The following is a 19,119-nucleotide window of genomic DNA, read 5'->3' on the forward strand; positions in this document are numbered from 1 at the left end:
CGGTGATCAGAAGAGTGCGACGGCGCATGGGACTCCAAGTGCAGGAAGAATGTTGGTGTAATTGTTCAGAAAGGCGGGCTTGGTTTTTCCGCGCCGGTCGGATTGGTCGATTGACATTCACATTGTACGAGCGGCGAGGGTCACGCTTGGTGTCAAGGGCCGGGGCAGTGGGTGTTCGTGTGTTTCTTGCGAATTGAAGTCGGCCCGGTGCCATACTCCGGGCCGGAGGCATCGGGGAGCGGGGCCGGGCATGGCCTCCGCAACAGGGCCTAGATGTCGAGTTCCCTGAACGCCGGGACCTCCTGGGCCACTGCGATCCGGTCGGCCAACTCCGGGTCCTTCTCGCGCAACTGGTCGAGCGTGTCGAAAATGTCGAGGGTCCGGTCGCTGCGCAGCCAGAAACTGCGGGTCCAGGTGACGGGATCACGCCACAGGCGTTCTCCCTGCCCCTCCCAGTCCTCCGGGTCGGCCGTGATCTTCTCGTGGACGGCATACCGGCCCTGCTTGGTGATGTAGACGAACCGGACACGGACCCCGTTGTCCACCTTCTCCGCGAGGCGGAACAGTTTCCGGCCGGTGAAACGAACCGTGTGGCTGACGCCGTGGTCATCGATGGTCAGATCGATGGTGTCCATCCCCTCGTGGCGCAGTTTCGCCCTGGCCATGTACTCTCTCAGCGCGATCGCGATGGCGGGGGACAGACCCCCGGCCTCCTGGGTGGCTTGTTCGAAGAGTTCTTGATCGTTATCCGAGACGTAGATGGTCCTTCTAGGCATGGGGTAAGTATATGCATACGTATACTAACCAAGGTAATGCCCCGCAGGAGACTGCCGGTGCAGTCGGCCTCCCGTGAGGGTGACGACGGGACTCATACGGGCACCCGGACGACCCCCCAACCGTCGTCGAGACCGACTCTCAGGGTGCCAACCGGCCGGGCGAGGCGATTCAGGTCGCGCTGTCCTCGGCGAGCCGTACCGTCCTCCAGCCGTTGTCCAGGCCGACCAGCACCCCGTCGGGAAGAGCTGCGATGGCCCGCACCGGTCTCCTGAAACGGGTCTCGTGGAGCTGATCCCCCGTCGCGGGATCCGTCACCCGGACCGTGCCGTCGCGATGCCCCGTGGCGATGCGCAGGCGGGGGAGCGGCACCGCCAGCCCCGGTTCGAGACCCACCGGAAGCCGGTGGGATGCGACCTGCTGTTCGACATCCGGGTCCCAGAGCGTGTAACCGCCGTCCTTGTCGATCACCACCAGCAGGGTTCGTTCCGGGGCCGTGTGGGCGGTGACGCTGCTCAACCGTTTGCGGGGACCCTCCAGCCGCCCCACCTCGCGCCCGGTCTCCAGGTCCCACAGCAGGGTGACACCGTTTCCGCTGGATGCCAGCCGCAGCTGGCCGTCGGGGGTGCGCCAGGTCGCGAGATCGGTGGCCGCGCCCTCGTGGCCGATCAGCGGAACCTCGTTTCCTTCCCCGGCCTCTGGATCGAGGACGCGGATTCCGCCGTCGCCGCAGATGACCGCGACCCGCGGCCGGCCCGACGGGGTGCGCCACGTCGCCAACCGGGAACCCGGGGCCGTTTCACTGACCCGCAACTCACCGACCCGGTCTCCCGTCTCCGGATCCCAGAGCTGGATGCTCCGGTTGCCCGCTAGCACCGCCAGCCGGGGAGTGCCGGTGCTCGATGCGAAGGCGGCCACGTGAACGGGGCCGTCGCTGACCGGCAACCTGCGCAACCGGCGTCCCGAACCGGCATCCCAGACGGAGACGAAACGACCGCGCCCGAGCGTGACCACCCATGGTTTCCCGTCCGGCGTGGTGAACGTCGTGATGGCCCTGACCAGACCACGCCTTCGCGCGTGCCTGAGCCGGGCCAGGGTGAGCACCCCCAGGGTGGTGGCGGCGACGATCTTCCTCGGAAACCGACGCATCGGATTCAGCCTCCCGGGCTCGCGGCGTCGCGTGTTGTTCGATGTCCCCGGGAACGGGCATGCAGGTCGATCATGGCTTGAACAGTACCCGGAGTCACCGACAGGAAATCAGGTTGCCTCCGACAGGTGGTGGAGGGCTCGAGCCAGGAGACCCGGTGCGAGACCTTCGTCAGGCCGGGCGATCGGGCCGGGCGGGATGATGATCCCCTAGACCCCCGGCGGCAGCCGCAGCAACGCCCAGCCGTCGTCGAGGCTCACGGCCAGGTCTCCGTAACGAAACGAGATGATGGTCTCGGCGTAGTCCAAGGCGTGCATGGCGTAGGTCATCCTGCCGGTCGCGATGTCCCAGAACCTGATGGAACGGTCGAGCCCCGAGGTGACCAGACGTGTGCGGCCCTCCCGGTTCGTTCCCACCAGCACGACATCGCAGAGATTCTCCTCGCCGTCGCTGAGCCGACCCAGTTGCCGTCCGTTGCCCGGGTCCCAGACGCGGACGATGCAGTCGTCCCCGGTGGTGACCAACCGGGGTTCACCGTTTGCCGCGGAGAAAGCGACCACGCAGGTCATCGGGCAGGACGGCCCCTTCAGGGGCCTGCCGATCGGCCGTCCCACGTCGGGGTCCCAGATGCGGATGGCGCCCTCGTCGCCGACGGAGGCCAACCAGGCGTCGCCGTGACGGGTGTTGAAGGTGCACAGGGCCCTGACCGGTCCGACGTGGCCCGTGAGCGACCGGCCGACCTGGGTGCCCTTGACCGGATCCCAGAGCCGGATGCTGCCGTCGCTGCTGGCGGTGGCAAGCCGGATCTCCCCGAACGGGGTGGTCCAGCCCAGGATGTCGTTGATGCGCGCAGCGTGCCCGGTGAGGGGTTCACCGACGAGCTGCCCCGAATCGAGATCCCAGATCCGCAGGGACTCCTGCTCCGCGATGGCGAGCATCTGGCCGCACTGCCGGGCGGTGAACCGGACGCTGCGGGCCTCGGTCCACAGTTGCCCGGGGTGGGCGTTCAACTCCCCGACCCACTGGCCCGTGTCGGTTTCCCAGATCTGGAGGACGTCGTCGTAGGTGTTCCGGATGGTGCCGACCCGGGGCGATCCATCGGCGGCCATGAACCAGGTGACCACCTGCATCTCGTCCAGCTGCTCGACGAATCTGGCCGCCGGACGGGACTTGGAGGCCGGGTCCCAGATCCGGATGGTGTGGTCGCGGGATGCGGAGGCCAGCAGCGGACGGCCGGCGGGACCGTAGAAGGAGGACACGGCCGTCACTTGGAAACTGTGGCCGCGCAGCGGAACCCCAACCTCCTCGCCGGTGGCGCGGTCCGTGATCTTGACGTTGTTTCCGTCGGGAACCGCCAGCAGCGTCCGGCCGTAGGCGTTGGTGAACGTGGCCTCGCGTCTGGCAGGGATGCCCGACAGCGGTGAGTCGACGGGTTCGTCGGTCTCCTCGCCGGTTCCGGGGTCCCAGCGCCGCGTGGTGGCGTCGTCGCTCTCGGAGACGAGCAGGGTGCGGCCGTCGCGGGCGTTGCACCTGGAGAGCTCGGTGACGTCCCCGGCATGTCCCACCAACGTCAGATGCGGGGTCTGGGGGCGCCGAACGGCCTGCCGGACGAACCATGTGGACTCGTCGACGGCACTCGGGGGCATGGATGTGAACCAGGCGGTGGCGAGCTGCCGGATGCCCTGCCGGTCCTGCGGGTCCGCGTCGCGCAGCAGATGGCTGGCGGCCAGCATCCCCGAGACCCGGGGCGGCAATGAGTACCGCCCGAAGGCGTCCTGCATGATCCGCTGGGTCAACTCACGCGGATTGATGCGGTCCATGGCGAGTTCGTTCTCGGCCAGTTCCTGCAGCCACGCCTGCACCCCCGACCGGGCGGGAAGCGTAACCTCCTCGTCAGGGGGGACCTCGGCGTGCATGGCGAGATGTGCAGCTGATCCCGGGTGGATGCTCATCTGGCTCCTCGTGCCTCTAGTCGCCGATGGATACAGGTTAATCGAGACTCCGGTACGGCGAAGGAGATCCACTGTCGGCCGAACGCCCGACAGGCCGGGACGGTGGGCGCCGGGAACCCGGTTGCGAAGCCTCTAAGCTCGGGGTGTGACCACTGTTCTGCTTCTCGGCTCCGGCGGGCGCGAACACGCCCTGGGCCGCGCCCTCGTCGCCGATCCCTCCGTTCAGCTGCACGCCGCACCCGGGAATCCAGGGCTGGCCGGGATCGGGACCCTGCACGCCGTCGACCCCTCCGACCCCGCGGCCGTGGTCGCGTTGGCACGTCGGGTCGGGGCCGACCTGGTGGTCGTGGGACCGGAGGCGCCCCTGGTGGCGGGGGTGGCCGACGCCGTCCGGGAGGCCGGCATCGACTGCTTCGGCCCGTCCGCGGCGGCCGCCGAACTGGAGGGTTCCAAGGCCTTCGCCAAGGACGTGATGCGCGCCGCCGGGGTGCCGACCGCGTCCGCCCGCGTGTGCGCGACGCCCGGCGAGGCCGCCGCCGCCCTCGACGCCTACGGCCCGCCGTACGTCGTCAAGAACGACGGCCTGGCGGCAGGCAAGGGGGTCGTCGTCACCCCCGACCGCGCCGCCGCCCTGGCGCACGCCGAGGCCTGCGGGAAGGTGGTGATCGAGGAGTTCCTCGACGGACCGGAGCTCTCGCTGTTCGCGATCTGCGACGGCGTCACCGCGGTGCCGCTGCTGCCCGCCCAGGACTTCAAACGCGTCGGCGACGGCGATGCCGGCCCCAACACCGGCGGCATGGGGGCCTACTGCCCGCTGCCGTGGGCGCCGGACGGGCTCGTCGAGGAGGTCATGACCCAGGTGATCGACCCGACCCTGGCGGAGATGAGGCGTCGCGGTACGCCATTTTCCGGGCTGCTGTACGCGGGACTGGCATTGACCGGTCGCGGGGTGCGGGTGGTGGAGTTCAACGTCCGGTTCGGTGACCCCGAGACCCAGGCCGTCCTGGCACTGCTGGAAACCCCCCTCGCAGGTGTGCTGCGCGCCGCGGCCCGCGGCGAACTGGCCGGCCTGCCGCCGCTGCGGTGGCGTGACGGAGCCGCCGTGGTGGTCGTCGAGGCGGCGCGGGGCTACCCCGGCACCCCGGTCGGGGGAGGAAACATCGAGCTGCCCGCCGACACCGACCGCGCATGGACGGTGCACGCCGGGACGGCAACGATCGATGGGAGGCTCGTCGCATCCGGGGGACGGGTGCTGGGGATCGTCGGGCTGGGAGAGGACCTGGAACAGGCCCGCGGTCGCGCCTACGACCACCTGTCGCGGGTGAACTTCCCCGACGGCTTCCACCGCACCGACATCGGCATCCCGCACTGAGAGGCCCGCGGGAAGAACTTTCCCCAAAGTCGGTTGAGCCGATCTGCGAGCGTTAGCTAGTGGGTCGTGTCGAAACCAGAGCGACTGTGTTCGGGGTCTTGTGGTCGGGTTCTGGCTGCCGGGCGTCAGGGGTTTCGACTCGGGTCGCTCGTTCCTCGCTCCCCGGCTCAACCGGCTTGGAAGCAGTGAAGCTGGTTGAGCCGATCCTCACGAGCGTCAGCGAGTGGGTCGTGTCGAAACCATCCTGCGCGTATCTGGGGACTTGAGCCAGGTTTGTCATTCGGCTGCCGACTCAACCGGATTCAAGGGGCCCTTCACCCCCATGGAACCTCCGGGAATCGGGAGAAAAAGTGGTGGAGACAATAGAGTTGCCCGCATGAGCGTTCCCAATGTGCTGGCCACCCGTTACGCCTCCGCGCAGATGCGCGCCATCTGGGCGCCCGAGGCAAAAGTGGTCGCCGAGCGACGGCTCTGGCTGGCGGTGTTGCGCGCCCAACGTGACCTGGGTGTCGACTTCGGGGGTTCCGACCCCGACGAGGTGATCGCCACCTACGAGGCGGTCACAGGCGAGGTGGACCTCGAATCCATCGCGGCACGGGAACGCGTCACCCGCCACGACGTCAAGGCCCGGATCGAGGAGTTCAACGCCCTCGCCGGCCACGAACACGTCCACAAGGGCATGACCTCGCGCGACCTCACCGAGAACATCGAGCAGTACCAGGTCCTGTCCTCGCTGCGCGTGATCCGCGACCGCGTCGTCGCCGCCCTGGCGCAACTGGCCCGGCTGGCCGTCGCATGGGCCGAGCAGCCGCTGACCGGTCGTTCCCACAACGTCGCGGCCCAGATCACCACCCTGGGCAAGCGGTTCGCCACCGCCGCCGACGAGCTGCTGGTGGCGTACCGGAGGGTGGAGGAGCTCATCGCCCGCTATCCGGCGCGCGGGATCAAGGGGCCGGTCGGAACCGCCCAGGACATGCTCGACCTTCTCGGCGGCGACGCCGACAGGCTGGCCGAGCTGGAACGCCGGGTCACCTCCGAGCTGGGTTTCGAGGCCGTTCTCACCTCCACGGGACAGGTGTATCCGCGTAGCCTCGACTACGACGTCGTCACCGCCCTGGCGCAAACCTCCGCGGCCCCGTCGAACGTGGCCACCACCATCCGCTTGATGGCGGGTCTCGAACTGGTCACGGAGGGGTTCAAGGAGGGGCAGGTCGGCAGCTCCGCCATGCCCCACAAGATGAACACCCGCTCCTGCGAGCGCGTCAACGGGCTGTCGGTGATCCTGCGCGGCCACGTCTCCATGATCGGTGAGCTGGCCGGGGACCAGTGGAACGAGGGCGACGTCTCCTGCTCGGTGGTGCGGCGGGTGGCGCTGCCCGACGCGTTCTTCGCGCTCGACGGGCTGTTTGAGACTTTCCTCACCGTGCTCGCCGACTTTGGGGCCTTCCCCGAGGTGATCGCCGCCGAGCTGGATCGCTACCTGCCCTTCCTGACCACCACGAAGGTACTGATGGCGGCGGTGCGCAGGGGAGTGGGTCGCGAGGAAGCCCACGAGGCCATCAAGGAACACGCGGTCGCCGTCGCGCTGGAGATGCGCCACGGCATGAGGACCAACGATCTCCTCGACCGCCTCGCCGCCGACCCCCGCCTCAGGTTGACCCGCGACGAACTGGGTGCGCTGGTCACCGACCCCCTCGACCTGGCAGGCACCGCCGGGGCGCAGGTGGCGCGGATCGCGGAGGAGGTCGCGGAAATCACGGCGACCCACCCGGAGGCGGCCGCCTACCGCCCGGGAGCCGTGCTGTAGGGAAAAACCCCGCATTTAAAAGGCCCATTCACAGCCACCCTCAACCGCGCTCTGACCATGGATTTTACCGATCGACGCGTCGCCTGTGAATAAGCCTCATTCCGTGACGGCCGTCTCGTCTTGAGTACTCTCCCAGGCGCGAATCGCGCCGTGGAGACGAACCGAAATCGCCACGCATCCCAGGAAACACAGCCCAGACACGTAGAACGGGACCCGCAGATCCAGTGTCGCAGCCATCCAGCCACCCGCAGCCGCCCCGGTCGCAATGCCAAGATAGCTCAGCAGCCGTCCCGCAGACCCGATTCGTCCCAACAGGTCCTGCGGAATGATCTTCTGTCGAACCGAGCCGGCGAGCACACTCCAGACCACCGCATGACAGATGTACGCGGCCATCGCTACTGCTGCAACGAAGGTGTTCGAAGTGGCTCCGCAGATGGTGATCGAGACAGCCCCCAGAAACAGAGCCAGGACGATGCTGGTGCCGTACCCGAATCGCTGACGGAGCCGTGGCGAAACGAAGCTCCCCAGGAGCCCACCCAACGCCGAGAAAGACATCATGAGTCCGTAGCCTCCGCTGTCCAGCCCAAGGATGCGTTGAGCGAAAACAACGAGGAACGAGAAAGGCAGGCTGTAGGCGACGCTCGCTAACCCGTTGATCGCGACCAGGCCAGCGACGATCTCGTTCCTGCGGAGCCACGCCAGGCCCGTACTCAGATCGTTCCAGATGGATGTACGTTCCGCACCAGCCTCACTACCTCGGTACGGTCCCCGTAGGAGGAAGAAGGCCAGGGAGGCGACGCCGCAGGCAAAGGAACTAGCCCCAATGGGCAGTGCGGCGGCCACCGCGAACAGGAAACTTCCCAACGGGGGCCCAACGAATTCATCAATGACGAGCTGAGCGCCGGTGATCTGCGAGTTCGCCCGATCGAGTTCCTTGGCCGGAATGATTGACGGGAGTACAGAGAACACTGCCGTGTCGGATGTGGTCTCGACCAGCGCCACTGCGGCGTAGATGATGTAGAGAAGGGGTAGATTCACGGCACCTTTTACCAACAGGATGGCGAGGGCGCCGTAGGCGAGGAATCGCAAGAGATTCGCCACGTACAGCAGATGACGGCGATCAAAGCGGTCGATCATGACGCCGATACCGAGCACCGCACCGATCCGGGGAACCGTGTAGGCAACAGTCAGGCCGGAGACGGCCAACGGATCTTTGCTCAGCGCAGTGGCAATCAGGGGCATGGCGATGAATACCAGTCCATCGCTGAGGTTGGATGCCGCGTTCCCGACCCACAGCTTGCGGTATTCAAGGTTGCTCACGAAGGTTCCGATGCTCTCGGCATGTTCACGTCCTCTTCAAGCCGGGCTGCTATAGGTTTTGTGGAGGGTGGCGAAAATCTGGATTGTGGTTTGAGCTGCCGTCTCGGTTTGTCTCCTATTCCTGGTGGACTTCGTTCGGGGTGCGGTATCCGATTGTGGATTGAAGCCTGGTTTGATTGCAGTCGGTGTTCAATCCATGATGCTGCGTCCTTGGGGCTTATTCACGGGGTTTTTGAATTTCCCCAAGTGGCGTTTTGTCTCGAGGGAGTGTGGGGACGGCTTGCCTGATCTGAGACAATTCAAAGTGTCCCGCCACAAAGAATCTCAGGAGAAAGACAAACCGCTGCCGTGAATGCTACCACAGGCCTTGACCGTGACCAGATCCTTGGTCCGTATGAACTGATCCACCCCCGTTCCGGAAACCTGTCCGGCAGCAGGGTCTCGTGCCCTGGGATTGTTCCGTCGCATCCAGGTCACTTTGTTGATGCTCGGGCACAATCTCACTCAGGAGTTGTTGGCCGACATTCACGCGGGTTTCCCAAACCACCGTCTCACGAGTGGTGGCGGTCTACACCCCCTTGATCGCCGAACTCCTCCAAGGCTGGGTGCCCGGCGTGGGGGACCTCGACCCGGACCGCCAGTACATCATCGACGGCACTCTGGCGCCCTGCTGGTCATGGTCGAAGCGTCCCGAACTGTACTCAGGAAAGCACCACACGACGAGGGTGGATCCGCGGGTGGCCGGACACCTCGCCTGGATCTCAAAACCATCAGTGGGCAGTTTTCATGATGCGAAGACCATCACGGATGCTTACTCACAGCCGTCCTCAAGTGTTGTCTGACCAGGGCTTCGCTGGCCGAGGCGTTGCCTGTGAACAAGCCTCAAGGGATACGCGATGGCCGCGGCAGTTGTTGTGGGTCCCTGACGCGATCGCTTGGAGCCATGTCAAAGTTGGCGACCGGAAGCGTCGGATCGCGCCACTCGTCGACGGGCTCGAGTAACCGTCACCATGAAGCGCGAAACCCGGCTCACCGACCGTCCGGAAGGCTGCCGAGCTCACTTCGCACCGCTACTGCCGCGCGCATCATCACTGTAACCCGGGCAGGATGTGGCTTCCTCAACGGGTCTGCTGTTTGGCTGTCGGATGGTTTCGACACGGGCTGCTCCTTCGTCGCGGCCCGGCTCAACCAGCTTCAGGGAGAGGACGTTCACGTGCTGGCTCAACCAGTTTCAGGGAGAGGACGTTCACGTGCTGGCTCAACCAGCTTGAGGGGCGGAAGTTGGTTGAGCCGACCTGCTCGCTTCCGGAAGAACACCCCCTTGGTTTCACCCCGCAACTCTTGGGTTTCCGTCACGTCTGCACCCTTGGAGGGTTAGCATTCCAAGACTGTCAGGAGTTCAGAGGAGCGTCATGAACCAGTCTTCCCAGAACACTAATCCAACCAAACCGGAACCTTCGGGTAGCGGGACCCCCGATTTCATGCTCGGTGAATCAACCAGTCAAGTGGGTGAAGCTTCCGAACCGGTCGGCGCGTCAACCGGATCCGCCGGTGCCACTACCGAGCAGTCCTGCCAGACGGACGAGGCAGCCACCTCCAACCGCTACCTGTATGCACCCGAACAGTCATCGTCCAGGTATGACCCCTACGCCGCGGGCCAGTTCCCGTCCCAACGCTGGGAGGACCCGAACAGCGACAGTGTCGCGAGCTGGGTCGGGGTCGTGCTCCTCATGGTCATCCCCTTGGTGAACCTCATCACGGTCCTGGTGATGGCGTTCTCGTCGAGTTTCTCGCGCGCCAAACAGAACTTCGCCCGCGCCATCCTGCTCGTGATCGGCATCTTGATAGGTGTGATGTTTCTCATCGGCCTGACCTCCGGGGCGCTGTTCAGGGTCGTACAGCGGTGACGTGGCGAAGGGGCTGTCGACCAGGTCTTGTCCGGTCGACAGCCCCTTCTGCCGGGAAGGTCACGAGGCAGCGGCGATGGCTTCCCGCCACTTCATGGGTTTACCGGTGCGCAGCAGGCCACGGTCGTAGATCCGGGCCGCGAACCAGACCGTCGCGACGGTGGTGAGGACGAGCAGCGCCAGTGAGGCGAAGGGCTCCCAGCCGGCGCTCTGGCCGAGGAAGATGCGCACCGGAACGGCGACCGGGGCGGAGAACGGAATGTAGCTCATCACCGTCATGGCCAGGGGATTGCTGGTGCCGACGGCGACGCCGAGATAGGGCAGCATCACGAGCCAGCTGAGGGGCTGCAGCGCGGTGTTGAGATCCTCGGTGCGGGAGACCAGCGCGGCGGCCGCCGCGTACAGGGCCGCGATCATGACGAACCCGAACAGGAACAGGACGACGAACCAGACGATGGGCCACACGAGGTCCGCCACCGGCAGGACGCTGCCGTTGATCGCCAGTCCCCCGAGGACAGTGGCCGCGATGGCGAGGATCTGCGCCAGTGCCGCGGCGGAGTTACCGATGATCTTCCCGGTGAGCAGTGCCCTCGAGGAGATGCTGGCCAGCAGGATCTCGACGATGCGCGTCTGCTTCTCCTCGACCACCGAGTTGGCGATGCCCATGCCGAAGACCATGGCCGCCATCATCCACACCATGCCGAAACCAATTCCCAGGAAATAGCGAAGAGCGGGATGCGGGGCGTTGGGGTCGAGCAGCTGAACGTTAGGGGACACCGACAGGGACGAGAGCAGGCCGGTGGGGGCGTCCCGCAGCGACAGCACCTCGATTCCCAGCGGGTTCGACGCGTCCGGAACCACGGCGGCCTTCGCGTCCTCGGAGAGCACGGCGCTGCGCGCCGCCTCCGGGTCCGCGACCTCGACCACGGTGACGTTCGGCAGGTTCCTGAGCCGCGGGGCGAGGTCCGCGGTGGTGGCGACGGTGGTGGCGCCGCCGTCCATCCACTTTCCGATCTGCGGGGTGAAAACGACGGCGAGGAACATGACGGCGAGGGTGATGAGCGTCGAGACGATGAACGACTTCGACATGCACCGCACCACGATTTCCCGCTTGGCGACGATACCGACGGTGCTCCAGAAGCTCTGACGGGTGGGGGTCTGGGTGTTCACTGGGCCATCTCCTTGTAGATCTCGTGCAGACTGCGGGTCACGCGCTGGAAGTTGCTGACGGTGCCGCGTTCCAGGGCGGCCACCAGGACACGGTTGGCGGTCTCCTCGTCGGGTGCCTGGAACCGGACGTAACCTCCGTCGAACTCGATCACCGGGACGACGTCACGCACCCAGCCGGTGTCGGCGTTCATCTCGAGATCCCACTCGTTGCCGGCGTTGGCGGCCTGGAGTTCGGCCCGGGTGCCGTTGGCGCGGATCTCACCCCGGGAGATGATCACGAGCTGGTCGCAGAGCCGTTCCACCACGTCGAGCTGGTGTGAGGAGAACAGGACGGGGGCGCCCGTGGCTGCGACCTCGCGGAGCACGTCGACGGTGATGTCCACCGAATCCGGGTCGAGACCAGAGAACGGTTCGTCCAGGACCAGGGCGCTGGGCCGGTGGATGAGGGCCGCAGCGATCTGCACCCGCTGCTGGTTGCCGAGCGACAGCGATTCCAGGGTGTCGGTGGGTTTGCCGTTGAGCTGGAGACGTTCCAGCAGCTCCAGGCCGTAGCGGCGCGCCTCGGCCGCGTCGCTGCCGTGCAGCTGGGCCAGGTAGACGAGCTGGTCGATGATCTTCATCTTCGGGTAGAGGCCGCGTTCCTCCGGCATGTAACCGATGGTGGCGCGCTGATCGGCGTTCATGGGTTGACCGTCGACCAGGACCTGTCCCTCATTGGCCGCCAGCACCCCAAGGATGATCCGCATGGTCGTGGTCTTGCCGGCCCCGTTGCCGCCGACGAAACCCGTCATGAGGCCGGGCCTGATGTCGAAGGAGACATCGTTCAACACATGCTTGTCACCGAAGAACCGGTGAACGTTCCGTACGCTGATCATGACCTCAACGCTACGGATTGGGACCCGGCCGGCGCTTCCCGCGGCAGGGGGAAATCCGTCCTCCCCCACGCGGGGGATACGAGATGGCGTAGTTCGCTTGCCCTCCTGACGGGACGCTTGTCTTGTGGTCGTATGCCTGCGCTACAGCGCAAGCGGACGACCACAAGACAAGCGTTCCCCTGGCTCGGTCGTGGCCTGGTTTCGACTCGACCCGCTCGCTGGTGAGCGCGGGTCAGCTCGAGCGGGGCACGAGACCGTTCTCGTAGGCCCAGATGACTGCGTTGATGCGGTCGCGCAAACCCAGTTTGGTGAGGATGTTGGACACGTGGGTCTTGACGGTTTCGGGGCTGACGAACATTTCGGCCGCAATCTCGGCGTTGCTGAGGCCGCGTGCCAGGTGCAGCAGGGTGTCGTGTTCGCGTTCCGTCAACACCCCTGCCGCGGCCCCGCCGGGGCAGTGGGGCTCCTGCCGGGGCGCGGTGAAGCGTTCGATGACCCGACGGGTGACCTGCGGCGACAGCAACCCCTCGCCGCGTCCCAGGGTCTGCACGGCCTCGATGAGTTTCTCGGCCTCCGCGGTTTTCAGCAGGAACCCCGACGCGCCCGCCTGGAGGGTCTCGAACAGGAAGTCGTCGCGGTCGAAGGTGGTCAGGATCAGCACGGCCGAGCCGCACCCCCGGGACGTGAGTTCGCGGGTCGCCTCGATCCCGTTCATCCGGGGCATCTGCACATCCATGCAGACCACGTCGGGGCGCAGTTCGAGGGCCAGTTCGACGCCCCGTGTGCCGTCGCTCGCCTCGCCCACCACCTCGATGCCGGGTTCGGTCTCCAGAATGGTCTTGAAGCCGGTGCGGATGAGGGGCTGGTCGTCGACCAGCAGGACCCGGATCATGCGGTCGCTCCCGCCGTCGGGATCTCGGCTCGCACCCGAAAACCACCCCGGGGTTTCGAACCGGCATCGAGGCTGCCCCCGAGGGCTGTCACCCGTTCCCGCATCCCGGTCAGTCCGGTGCCGGTGCCCGGGATGTTGCGTCGCATCCCGAAGCCGTCGTCCGAGACCTCCAATTCCACGGAATCCTTCCGGGAGCGCAGGCGAACGGCGACGCTGGCTGTCGGGCCGGCGTGCTTGGCGGCGTTGGTGAGGGCCTCCTGGGCCACCCGGTAGAGGGTTAGTTCCACCGCGGGGCTGAGGTTGGGTAGTTCCCCGATCGTCTCGTAGCTGACGCGTGCCTCCGCCAGTCGCGCGGACTCCACCAGGCCCGGTATGTCCTGCACTGTTGGCAGGCCCTCCTCCGTCGCGTCGGTCTCCCGCAGGGTGAACACCATCGAGCGCAGGTCGTTCACCGCCTGTCGTGCGCTGGCCTCGATCTGCTTCAGTGACTTCTCGGTGTGTTCCGGGTCCCTGCCCAACAGGCGTCGGGCGGCCGCGGCCTGCACCGACATGGTGGTGACGTGATGGGCGACGACGTCGTGCAGCTCGCGGGCGATCCGAAGTCTTTCTTCCTCGATGGCGCGGGTGATCAACTCGGCCTGCAGCGCCTTGACGTTCCTGTTGGCCTCGACCAGCTCTTGTCGTTCCAGGGCCTGCTGCCAGGCCCGGTCGCCGAAGACCCAGGCGCCCGCGAAGAAGGAGAGGTTGAACACCAGGTGGAAGGTGAACAGCGCTGCCAGGACGGTGGCGGAGGCGAACTGCACGTTCAGTTTTGCCGACCCCAGGTTGACCAGAATGCTCAGGCAGACGTTCAGCCCCATGACGATGCTGATGACGGTCCGGGTGGCCAGCGCCGCCCCGCGTCGGGCCGACCACGCCCCGATCGAGTAGAAAGACAGGAAGAGCGTGACCTGGGATGCGAAGAGATCCATCCCGGTGGTGTTGGGCAGGACGATGTAGAGCGCGGTGACGGCAATCCCGGAGGCCAGCGGGTGGCTTCGCCGCCAGATCAGGGGAAGAGGGAGCAGCAGACAACCGATCAGCTGGGTCTCAAGGGGCGTGGCGAAGGTCGTCGAGCCCAGGACGAAGGTCAGCCAGGCCATCAGGCATCCCCCCGCCACGGCCGCGGCGGTGACGATCAGGTCCTGCCTCAGCCAATTCTCGGGCAGTGTGCGTGAAGCCATGGAAGTGATGGTAAATGCTTCGCGAAAAACGGGAGCGCCTGTCTTGCGGTCGTACTAGCGTGCTAGTGTATTAATCACTTAATACAGCGATACGGGAGGCGGGTTCCGGTCCGCGGGGTCCGTGCCGTGACTCCGTACCGACGGCTGGCGCCGCTTTCCCGATCATTGCGAACTGTCCGGAAGGATCATCCCTTGCTGAAAACAGTGGATTTGTCGAAAAGATTCGGGGGGAACAATCTGGTGCTGGACGGGGTCTCCGTGGCCTTCGACGAGGCCTCCGTCACCGCGATCATGGGGCCGTCCGGGTCCGGGAAGACCACGCTGCTCCACTGCCTGTCGGGCATGCTCCGCGCCACATCCGGGAAGGTGCTCCTCGACGGCGTCGACATCACGGGGCTCGGGCGCAGAAGACTTGATGCGCTCAGGAGGACCTCCTTCGGTTTCATCTTCCAGGACTACAACCTGATCGACGCCCTGACCGCCGTCCAGAACGTGCGGTTGCCGTCGCTGTTCGGCGGAGCCGAGGTGACGGAGCCGCGGGCCCGGGAGATGCTCGCGCTGGTGGGCCTGTCAGGCCTGGAGAACCGGTACCCGGCCGAGCTGTCCGGCGGCCAGCGCCAGCGGGTCGCCATCGCGCGGGCGCTGGCCGCGGAACGCAGGGTGGTCTTCGCCGATGAGCCGACGGGGGCCCTGGACAGCGCATCACGGCGGGAGGTGCTGGAACATTTCGCCGCGCTCCCGGCGCTCGGGAGCACCGTCGTGGTCGTCACCCACGACCCGACCGTCGCCGCCGCGGCATCGCGAGTGCTCTTCCTGTACGACGGCGTGATCGTGGACGACCGCAGCGGTCTCGGGGCCCGCGACATCGCCGCCAGGCTCACCGATCTGGAGGCGCGCCCATGAGGGCCCTAGAGATGATCCACCTGTCGACGCGGCTGGTGGTGCGCCACCTGGGGTTGTACGCCGGATGTGCCTTCACCATCGCCGCCACGGCAGTGGTCACGGGCGCCGAGACGACCGTCGCTGCAGCTTTCGGCGATCCCGGACGGGTCTTCGCCGACGGCCTGGCCCGCGAGCAGGTGACGAAAACCGCGCAGCTGGCCGGCTGGCTGCTGACGGCGATGTGCGGACTGGCCATCGTCATCTCCGGTTTCCTGGTGTTCTCGGCCGTGAAGCAGGTCGTCTCGCTCCGGCAGCGGGAACTGGCGATGCTGCGCCTGGCCGGGGCCGGCCGGTGGCACGTCTGCGTCATGGCCTTCCTGGAATGCACGACGCTCGCCCTGGTGGCCTCCGCGCCGTCGGCACTGCTGGGAGGCGCGCTCGCCTCGCCCTTCTTCGAGATGCTGAAGACGGTCGGGATGTTCAGCAGGGTCGGGCTCGATACCTCCGTGCAGGTGCTTCCGATCGTGATGGTGACGGCGGTCCTGGTTCTCACCTCCGCCACGGCCGGCCTGCTGGCCGCGAGGAGTGCCACCCGGGGGGATCTGATCGGCAGCGCCGATCCGCTGTCCGGGCGAATGCGGCCCCTGCAGGTCGCGGGACGGCTGGTCGTGGCCGTAGCGTGCGTGTGCGCCGTGGCGCTGATCGGTCCGGACAGCGATGCGGGTCTGGCGATCCTGGTGCCGGTGATCGCGGTCGTGCCCCTGCTGGCCCTGGCTCCCTTCCTCGTGCCCGCGGTCACCTGGCTGGCCGGGAGGGTGCTGGCGCCCATCATGTCCGGTCCCGCCATGCTGGCGGCCGGGCGGGCCTCCAAGGACCGCCGCCGTTACGTCGGTGTCGCGATGCCGTTCATCCTCGCGGTCGGGCTGCTCGGTGGTTTCCACATCGGAAACGCGGTTGACGAGCATCGGACGTTCGGGGCGTACGGCGAGCTGCTCACCGCGACGGCCGTGGTGTCCGTGCCGGATGCGGCGAGCGCGGACCGGGCGGTGGATCTCATCGGCGGCAGCGCATCCACCATCGCGCGGCACACCTCCGCGATGCGGACCGTGACCGATCCCGCCGGGAATCTCGAACTGAAACGCCTGAACTTCGTCGACCCGGTGGCGTACGCGGAGCTGTGGAGCCAACAGGTGGTCTCCGGGGATCTCTCGCAGGCCGGGGGCAAGTCCATCGTCTCCGGTGAGAAGGGCGACGAGGTCGGTGACACCTACACCCTCGACGACGCGGCCGGGAAGCCGGTCACCCTGAGAGTGGTGGCGGTCGTCCGCGACCCCGTCAACGACGGTCTCTTCCTCGACTGGACGCAGCTCGCGGCAATGACCGGCGGCCGCGCCGGGCCGCCGACGGTCTTCGTGAACGGAACCAGCGACACCGGGGAGCTCGCCGGGAAACTCGATGAGAACTCGGTGGCGGGATCCGTCACGGACGTGCCCGGTTACGTGCGACGACGCCTGGAGGCCCGGCACGTCGCCACCGCCAATTCGAACATCGGCCTGTTCGGGACCATCTATCTGATGAGCCTGGTCGGCATGACCCAGATGGCCATCGCGTCGAACCTCGGACGTCGCCGCGAGTACTCCACCCTGCGCTCGCTCGGTGTCGGTCGTGGGGGAGTGATGGGAGTGGTCGCGGTGGAGGCGGTGATCCTGCTGGTCACCTCGGCGATCCTGATCCTCGGGACGCTGCTGGGGCTCGGCGCGCGATACGCGCTCGGCGACGCATCCCTGGTCGGACCCGCGATCATCGACGTGCTGCCGCAGACCCTCGGTGCCTTCGGTTTCATGAGTGCCTTTCTGATCGCAGGAAACGCTCTCGGTGCGTTCCTGGCGGCAGGAGACGATCCGGGACGGGCCTGACGGGTGGCCCTGCCCTCCCGCCGGAAACGCTTGTCTTCCCATCGTTTGCCTGCCCTCTTGCCGTTCGCCTGTCTTCCAGCCGGAAACGCTTGTCCTGTGGTCGTGTGCCTGCGCTACAGCGCAAGCACACGACTGCAAGGCAGGCGTTTCCCGCCGTCCGGCAGCGGAGCCTCTAGGCTGACGTCGTGAGCCAGTTCGAATCGCTTGGTCTGCCCCTCATCCACGCCGGGAAGGTGCGCGAGATGTACGCGCTGCCCGACGGTGACGTGCTGATGGTGGCCACCGACAACATCTCCGCCTTCGACCACGTCCTGCCCACCCCCATCCCCGGCAAGGGGGCCGTGCTCACGCAACTGTCGCTGTGGTGGTTCGAACGGCTGCGCGACCTGGTGCCCGACCACGTCGTCTCCGTGGACGTTCCCGACGCGGTCAGGGGCCGCTCCGTTGTCGTCGAAAAACTCGACATGGTGCCGGTCGAATGCGTGGCGCGCGGCTATCTCACCGGATCCGGCTGGGCCGAGTACCAGCGGTCACGGACGGTGTGCGGGGTGCCGCTGCCCGACGGGCTGCGTGACGGCGACAAGCTCCCGGCCCCGATCTTCACTCCCGCCATCAAGGCCGAGCTGGGGGAGCACGACGAGAACGTCGACCTCGCCACGATCGCCCGCCTCCACGGCGACGAGCTGGCCGCCCGGCTGCGCGACCTCACCCTCGAGGTGTACGCACGGGCCGAGCGGATCGCCGCCCGGCGGGGCATCATCCTGGCCGACACCAAGTTCGAGTTCGGGCGCCGCGACGACGGAACCCTCGTCCTGGCCGACGAGGTGCTGACCCCCGACTCGTCGCGGTTCTGGGACGCGGAACTGTGGAGGCCGGGGGAGTCGCTGCCCAGCTTCGACAAGCAGTACGTCCGCGACTGGCTGGCCGAGCAGTCCGGCTGGGACCGTGAGACGACCCCACCAGAGCTGCCCGCCGAGGTGGTCGAGGCCACCCGTGCCCGCTACGTCGAGGCCTACGAACGCCTGACCGGGCGGTCGTTCCGGGAGATTCCTGCCGTATGATCACTGAATGGTGCACCGGGACCATCTCGCGGCGCTGGCCCGCGAGACCGTCGAGATCATCGACCGCGGCTTCTACCTCAACGGCCGCGGTGAACGCGTCGAGCTGCGCGAACAGATCGAACGAGCCGTAGCAGGGACCGTGGAGTACGCCCCCGACGCCGAACTCCCGAACCCGGAGCCGAAACCCGGGAGAGTGCACGTCAAGGTGCAGCAGATGGGTACTTTCGAGGCCGCCCACCGGATACGGACGGCCGATCCGGTGGTCCTGAACTTCGCATCGGCCACACACCCGGGCGGGGGTTTCCTGCTGGGTGCGCAGGCGCAGGAGGAGGCCCTCGCCCGCGACAGCGCCCTCTACGCCTGTATCCGTGGCCGCGACATGTACCGCATCAACCGCGACCACGACCGGGCCTACAGTCACGCGATGATCTACTCGCCCGCTGTGCCGGTGTTCCGGGGCGGGGACGACTCCCTCATCGATGTGCCGTGGCTGACCGCCATCATCACCGCCCCGGCGCCCAACGCGGGAGTGGCGAAGTGGCGCACCCCGGGGGAGACGGCGCGGCTCGAGGATGCGCTGAGTGAACGCGCCCGCCGGGTGCTGGTCGTCGCACACGACCACGGCCACCGGAATCTGGTGCTCGGCGCCTGGGGCTGTGGGGTTTTCCGCAACGATCCCGGTTTCGTCGCCGCCACTTTCCGCGACCTGTTGGCCGGTCCCTTCGCCGGGGCCTTCGACCTGGCGGTCTTCGCCATCCTCGACCGGACGAGGGAACAACGCGTGTTCGAACCCTTCCGCGCCGCCTTCACCTGACTCGGTT

General features: G+C 66.8%; 15 protein-coding genes and 1 pseudogene. 8 read left to right on the plus strand and 8 right to left on the minus strand.

Annotation, left to right across the window (positions count from 1 at the left end; all coding sequences use genetic code 11):
* Positions 1 to 269 precede the first annotated feature (269 nt).
* The 3 genes from EL272_RS02380 to EL272_RS02390 form a co-directional block, all read right to left on the minus strand.
* On the minus strand, positions 270 to 776 hold the full coding sequence (locus tag EL272_RS02380) for an EXLDI protein (RefSeq protein ID WP_014845610.1): 507 nt from the start codon (positions 774 to 776) through the stop codon (positions 270 to 272).
* A 169-nt stretch (positions 777 to 945) separates the two neighbouring features.
* Positions 946 to 1,923, minus strand: coding sequence for a WD40 repeat domain-containing protein (locus EL272_RS02385; RefSeq protein WP_061788317.1), 978 nt, complete (start codon positions 1,921 to 1,923; stop codon positions 946 to 948).
* 207 nt (positions 1,924 to 2,130) lie between these two features.
* A complete protein-coding gene (locus tag EL272_RS02390; RefSeq protein ID WP_041696133.1) occupies positions 2,131 to 3,873 on the minus strand; it encodes a WD40 repeat domain-containing protein in 1,743 nt (580 codons plus the stop codon).
* 145 nt (positions 3,874 to 4,018) lie between these two features.
* Between EL272_RS02390 and purD the strand changes: the two genes are divergently transcribed.
* Both purD and purB read left to right on the plus strand, forming a co-directional pair.
* On the plus strand, positions 4,019 to 5,245 hold the full coding sequence (gene purD, locus EL272_RS02395) for a phosphoribosylamine--glycine ligase (protein WP_061788316.1): 1,227 nt from the start codon (positions 4,019 to 4,021) through the stop codon (positions 5,243 to 5,245).
* Between the two features lie 376 nt (positions 5,246 to 5,621).
* On the plus strand, positions 5,622 to 7,052 hold the full coding sequence (purB, locus tag EL272_RS02400) for an adenylosuccinate lyase (protein WP_061788200.1): 1,431 nt from the start codon (positions 5,622 to 5,624) through the stop codon (positions 7,050 to 7,052).
* A 96-nt stretch (positions 7,053 to 7,148) separates the two neighbouring features.
* Here purB and EL272_RS02405 read toward each other — a convergent pair whose 3' ends face one another.
* Positions 7,149 to 8,372, minus strand: a complete 1,224-nt coding sequence (locus EL272_RS02405; protein WP_061788201.1) for an MFS transporter — start codon at positions 8,370 to 8,372, stop codon at positions 7,149 to 7,151.
* A gap of 557 nt (positions 8,373 to 8,929) precedes the next feature.
* Between EL272_RS02405 and EL272_RS02410 the strand changes: the two genes are divergently transcribed.
* Entirely contained in the window at positions 8,930 to 9,214 is a 285-nt protein-coding gene (locus EL272_RS02410; protein ID WP_051014907.1) for a hypothetical protein, read from the plus strand.
* A gap of 663 nt (positions 9,215 to 9,877) precedes the next feature.
* Positions 9,878 to 10,279 carry a hypothetical protein gene (locus EL272_RS02415; protein ID WP_126409320.1) on the plus strand — a complete coding sequence of 134 codons (402 nt, stop codon included), beginning with the start codon at positions 9,878 to 9,880 and terminating at the stop codon, positions 10,277 to 10,279.
* 60 nt (positions 10,280 to 10,339) lie between these two features.
* On the opposite strand, the gene EL272_RS02420 is transcribed toward EL272_RS02415, so the two are convergent.
* The 4 genes from EL272_RS02420 to EL272_RS02435 form a co-directional block, all read right to left on the minus strand.
* Positions 10,340 to 11,449, minus strand: a complete 1,110-nt coding sequence (locus EL272_RS02420; RefSeq protein ID WP_014845617.1) for an ABC transporter permease — start codon at positions 11,447 to 11,449, stop codon at positions 10,340 to 10,342.
* Positions 11,446 to 12,324, minus strand: coding sequence for an ABC transporter ATP-binding protein (locus EL272_RS02425; protein ID WP_041697095.1), 879 nt, complete (start codon positions 12,322 to 12,324; stop codon positions 11,446 to 11,448). The genes EL272_RS02420 and EL272_RS02425 overlap by 4 nt, the downstream gene beginning before the upstream one ends.
* 232 nt (positions 12,325 to 12,556) lie before the next feature.
* Complete coding sequence (locus EL272_RS02430) at positions 12,557 to 13,216, minus strand: response regulator (RefSeq protein WP_061788203.1); 660 nt, start codon at positions 13,214 to 13,216, stop codon at positions 12,557 to 12,559.
* Positions 13,213 to 14,439, minus strand: coding sequence for a sensor histidine kinase (locus EL272_RS02435; protein WP_061788204.1), 1,227 nt, complete (start codon positions 14,437 to 14,439; stop codon positions 13,213 to 13,215). The genes EL272_RS02430 and EL272_RS02435 overlap by 4 nt, the downstream gene beginning before the upstream one ends.
* A gap of 192 nt (positions 14,440 to 14,631) precedes the next feature.
* On the opposite strand from EL272_RS02435, the gene EL272_RS02440 reads away from it, so the two are divergent.
* The 4 genes and pseudogenes from EL272_RS02440 to EL272_RS02455 all read left to right on the plus strand — a co-directional run bounded on the left by EL272_RS02440 (position 14,632) and on the right by EL272_RS02455 (position 19,112).
* A complete protein-coding gene (locus tag EL272_RS02440) occupies positions 14,632 to 15,342 on the plus strand; it encodes an ABC transporter ATP-binding protein (protein WP_061788205.1) in 711 nt (236 codons plus the stop codon).
* The gene (locus tag EL272_RS02445; protein WP_082793908.1) at positions 15,339 to 17,237 is read left to right on the plus strand and encodes an FtsX-like permease family protein; all 1,899 of its coding nucleotides are present in this window, start codon (positions 15,339 to 15,341) and stop codon (positions 17,235 to 17,237) included. Before EL272_RS02440 ends, EL272_RS02445 begins: the two co-directional genes overlap by 4 nt.
* A gap of 185 nt (positions 17,238 to 17,422) precedes the next feature.
* A pseudogene (locus EL272_RS02450) lies at positions 17,423 to 18,268 on the plus strand (phosphoribosylaminoimidazolesuccinocarboxamide synthase); the annotation flags it as partial.
* A 37-nt stretch (positions 18,269 to 18,305) separates the two neighbouring features.
* Positions 18,306 to 19,112, plus strand: coding sequence for a TIGR02452 family protein (locus EL272_RS02455; RefSeq protein ID WP_061788208.1), 807 nt, complete (start codon positions 18,306 to 18,308; stop codon positions 19,110 to 19,112).
* The last annotated feature ends 7 nt before the right edge of the window (positions 19,113 to 19,119 follow it).

Origin of the sequence: Arachnia propionica (assembly GCF_900637725.1) — a bacterium.
Classification (GTDB): domain Bacteria; phylum Actinomycetota; class Actinomycetes; order Propionibacteriales; family Propionibacteriaceae; genus Arachnia; species Arachnia propionica.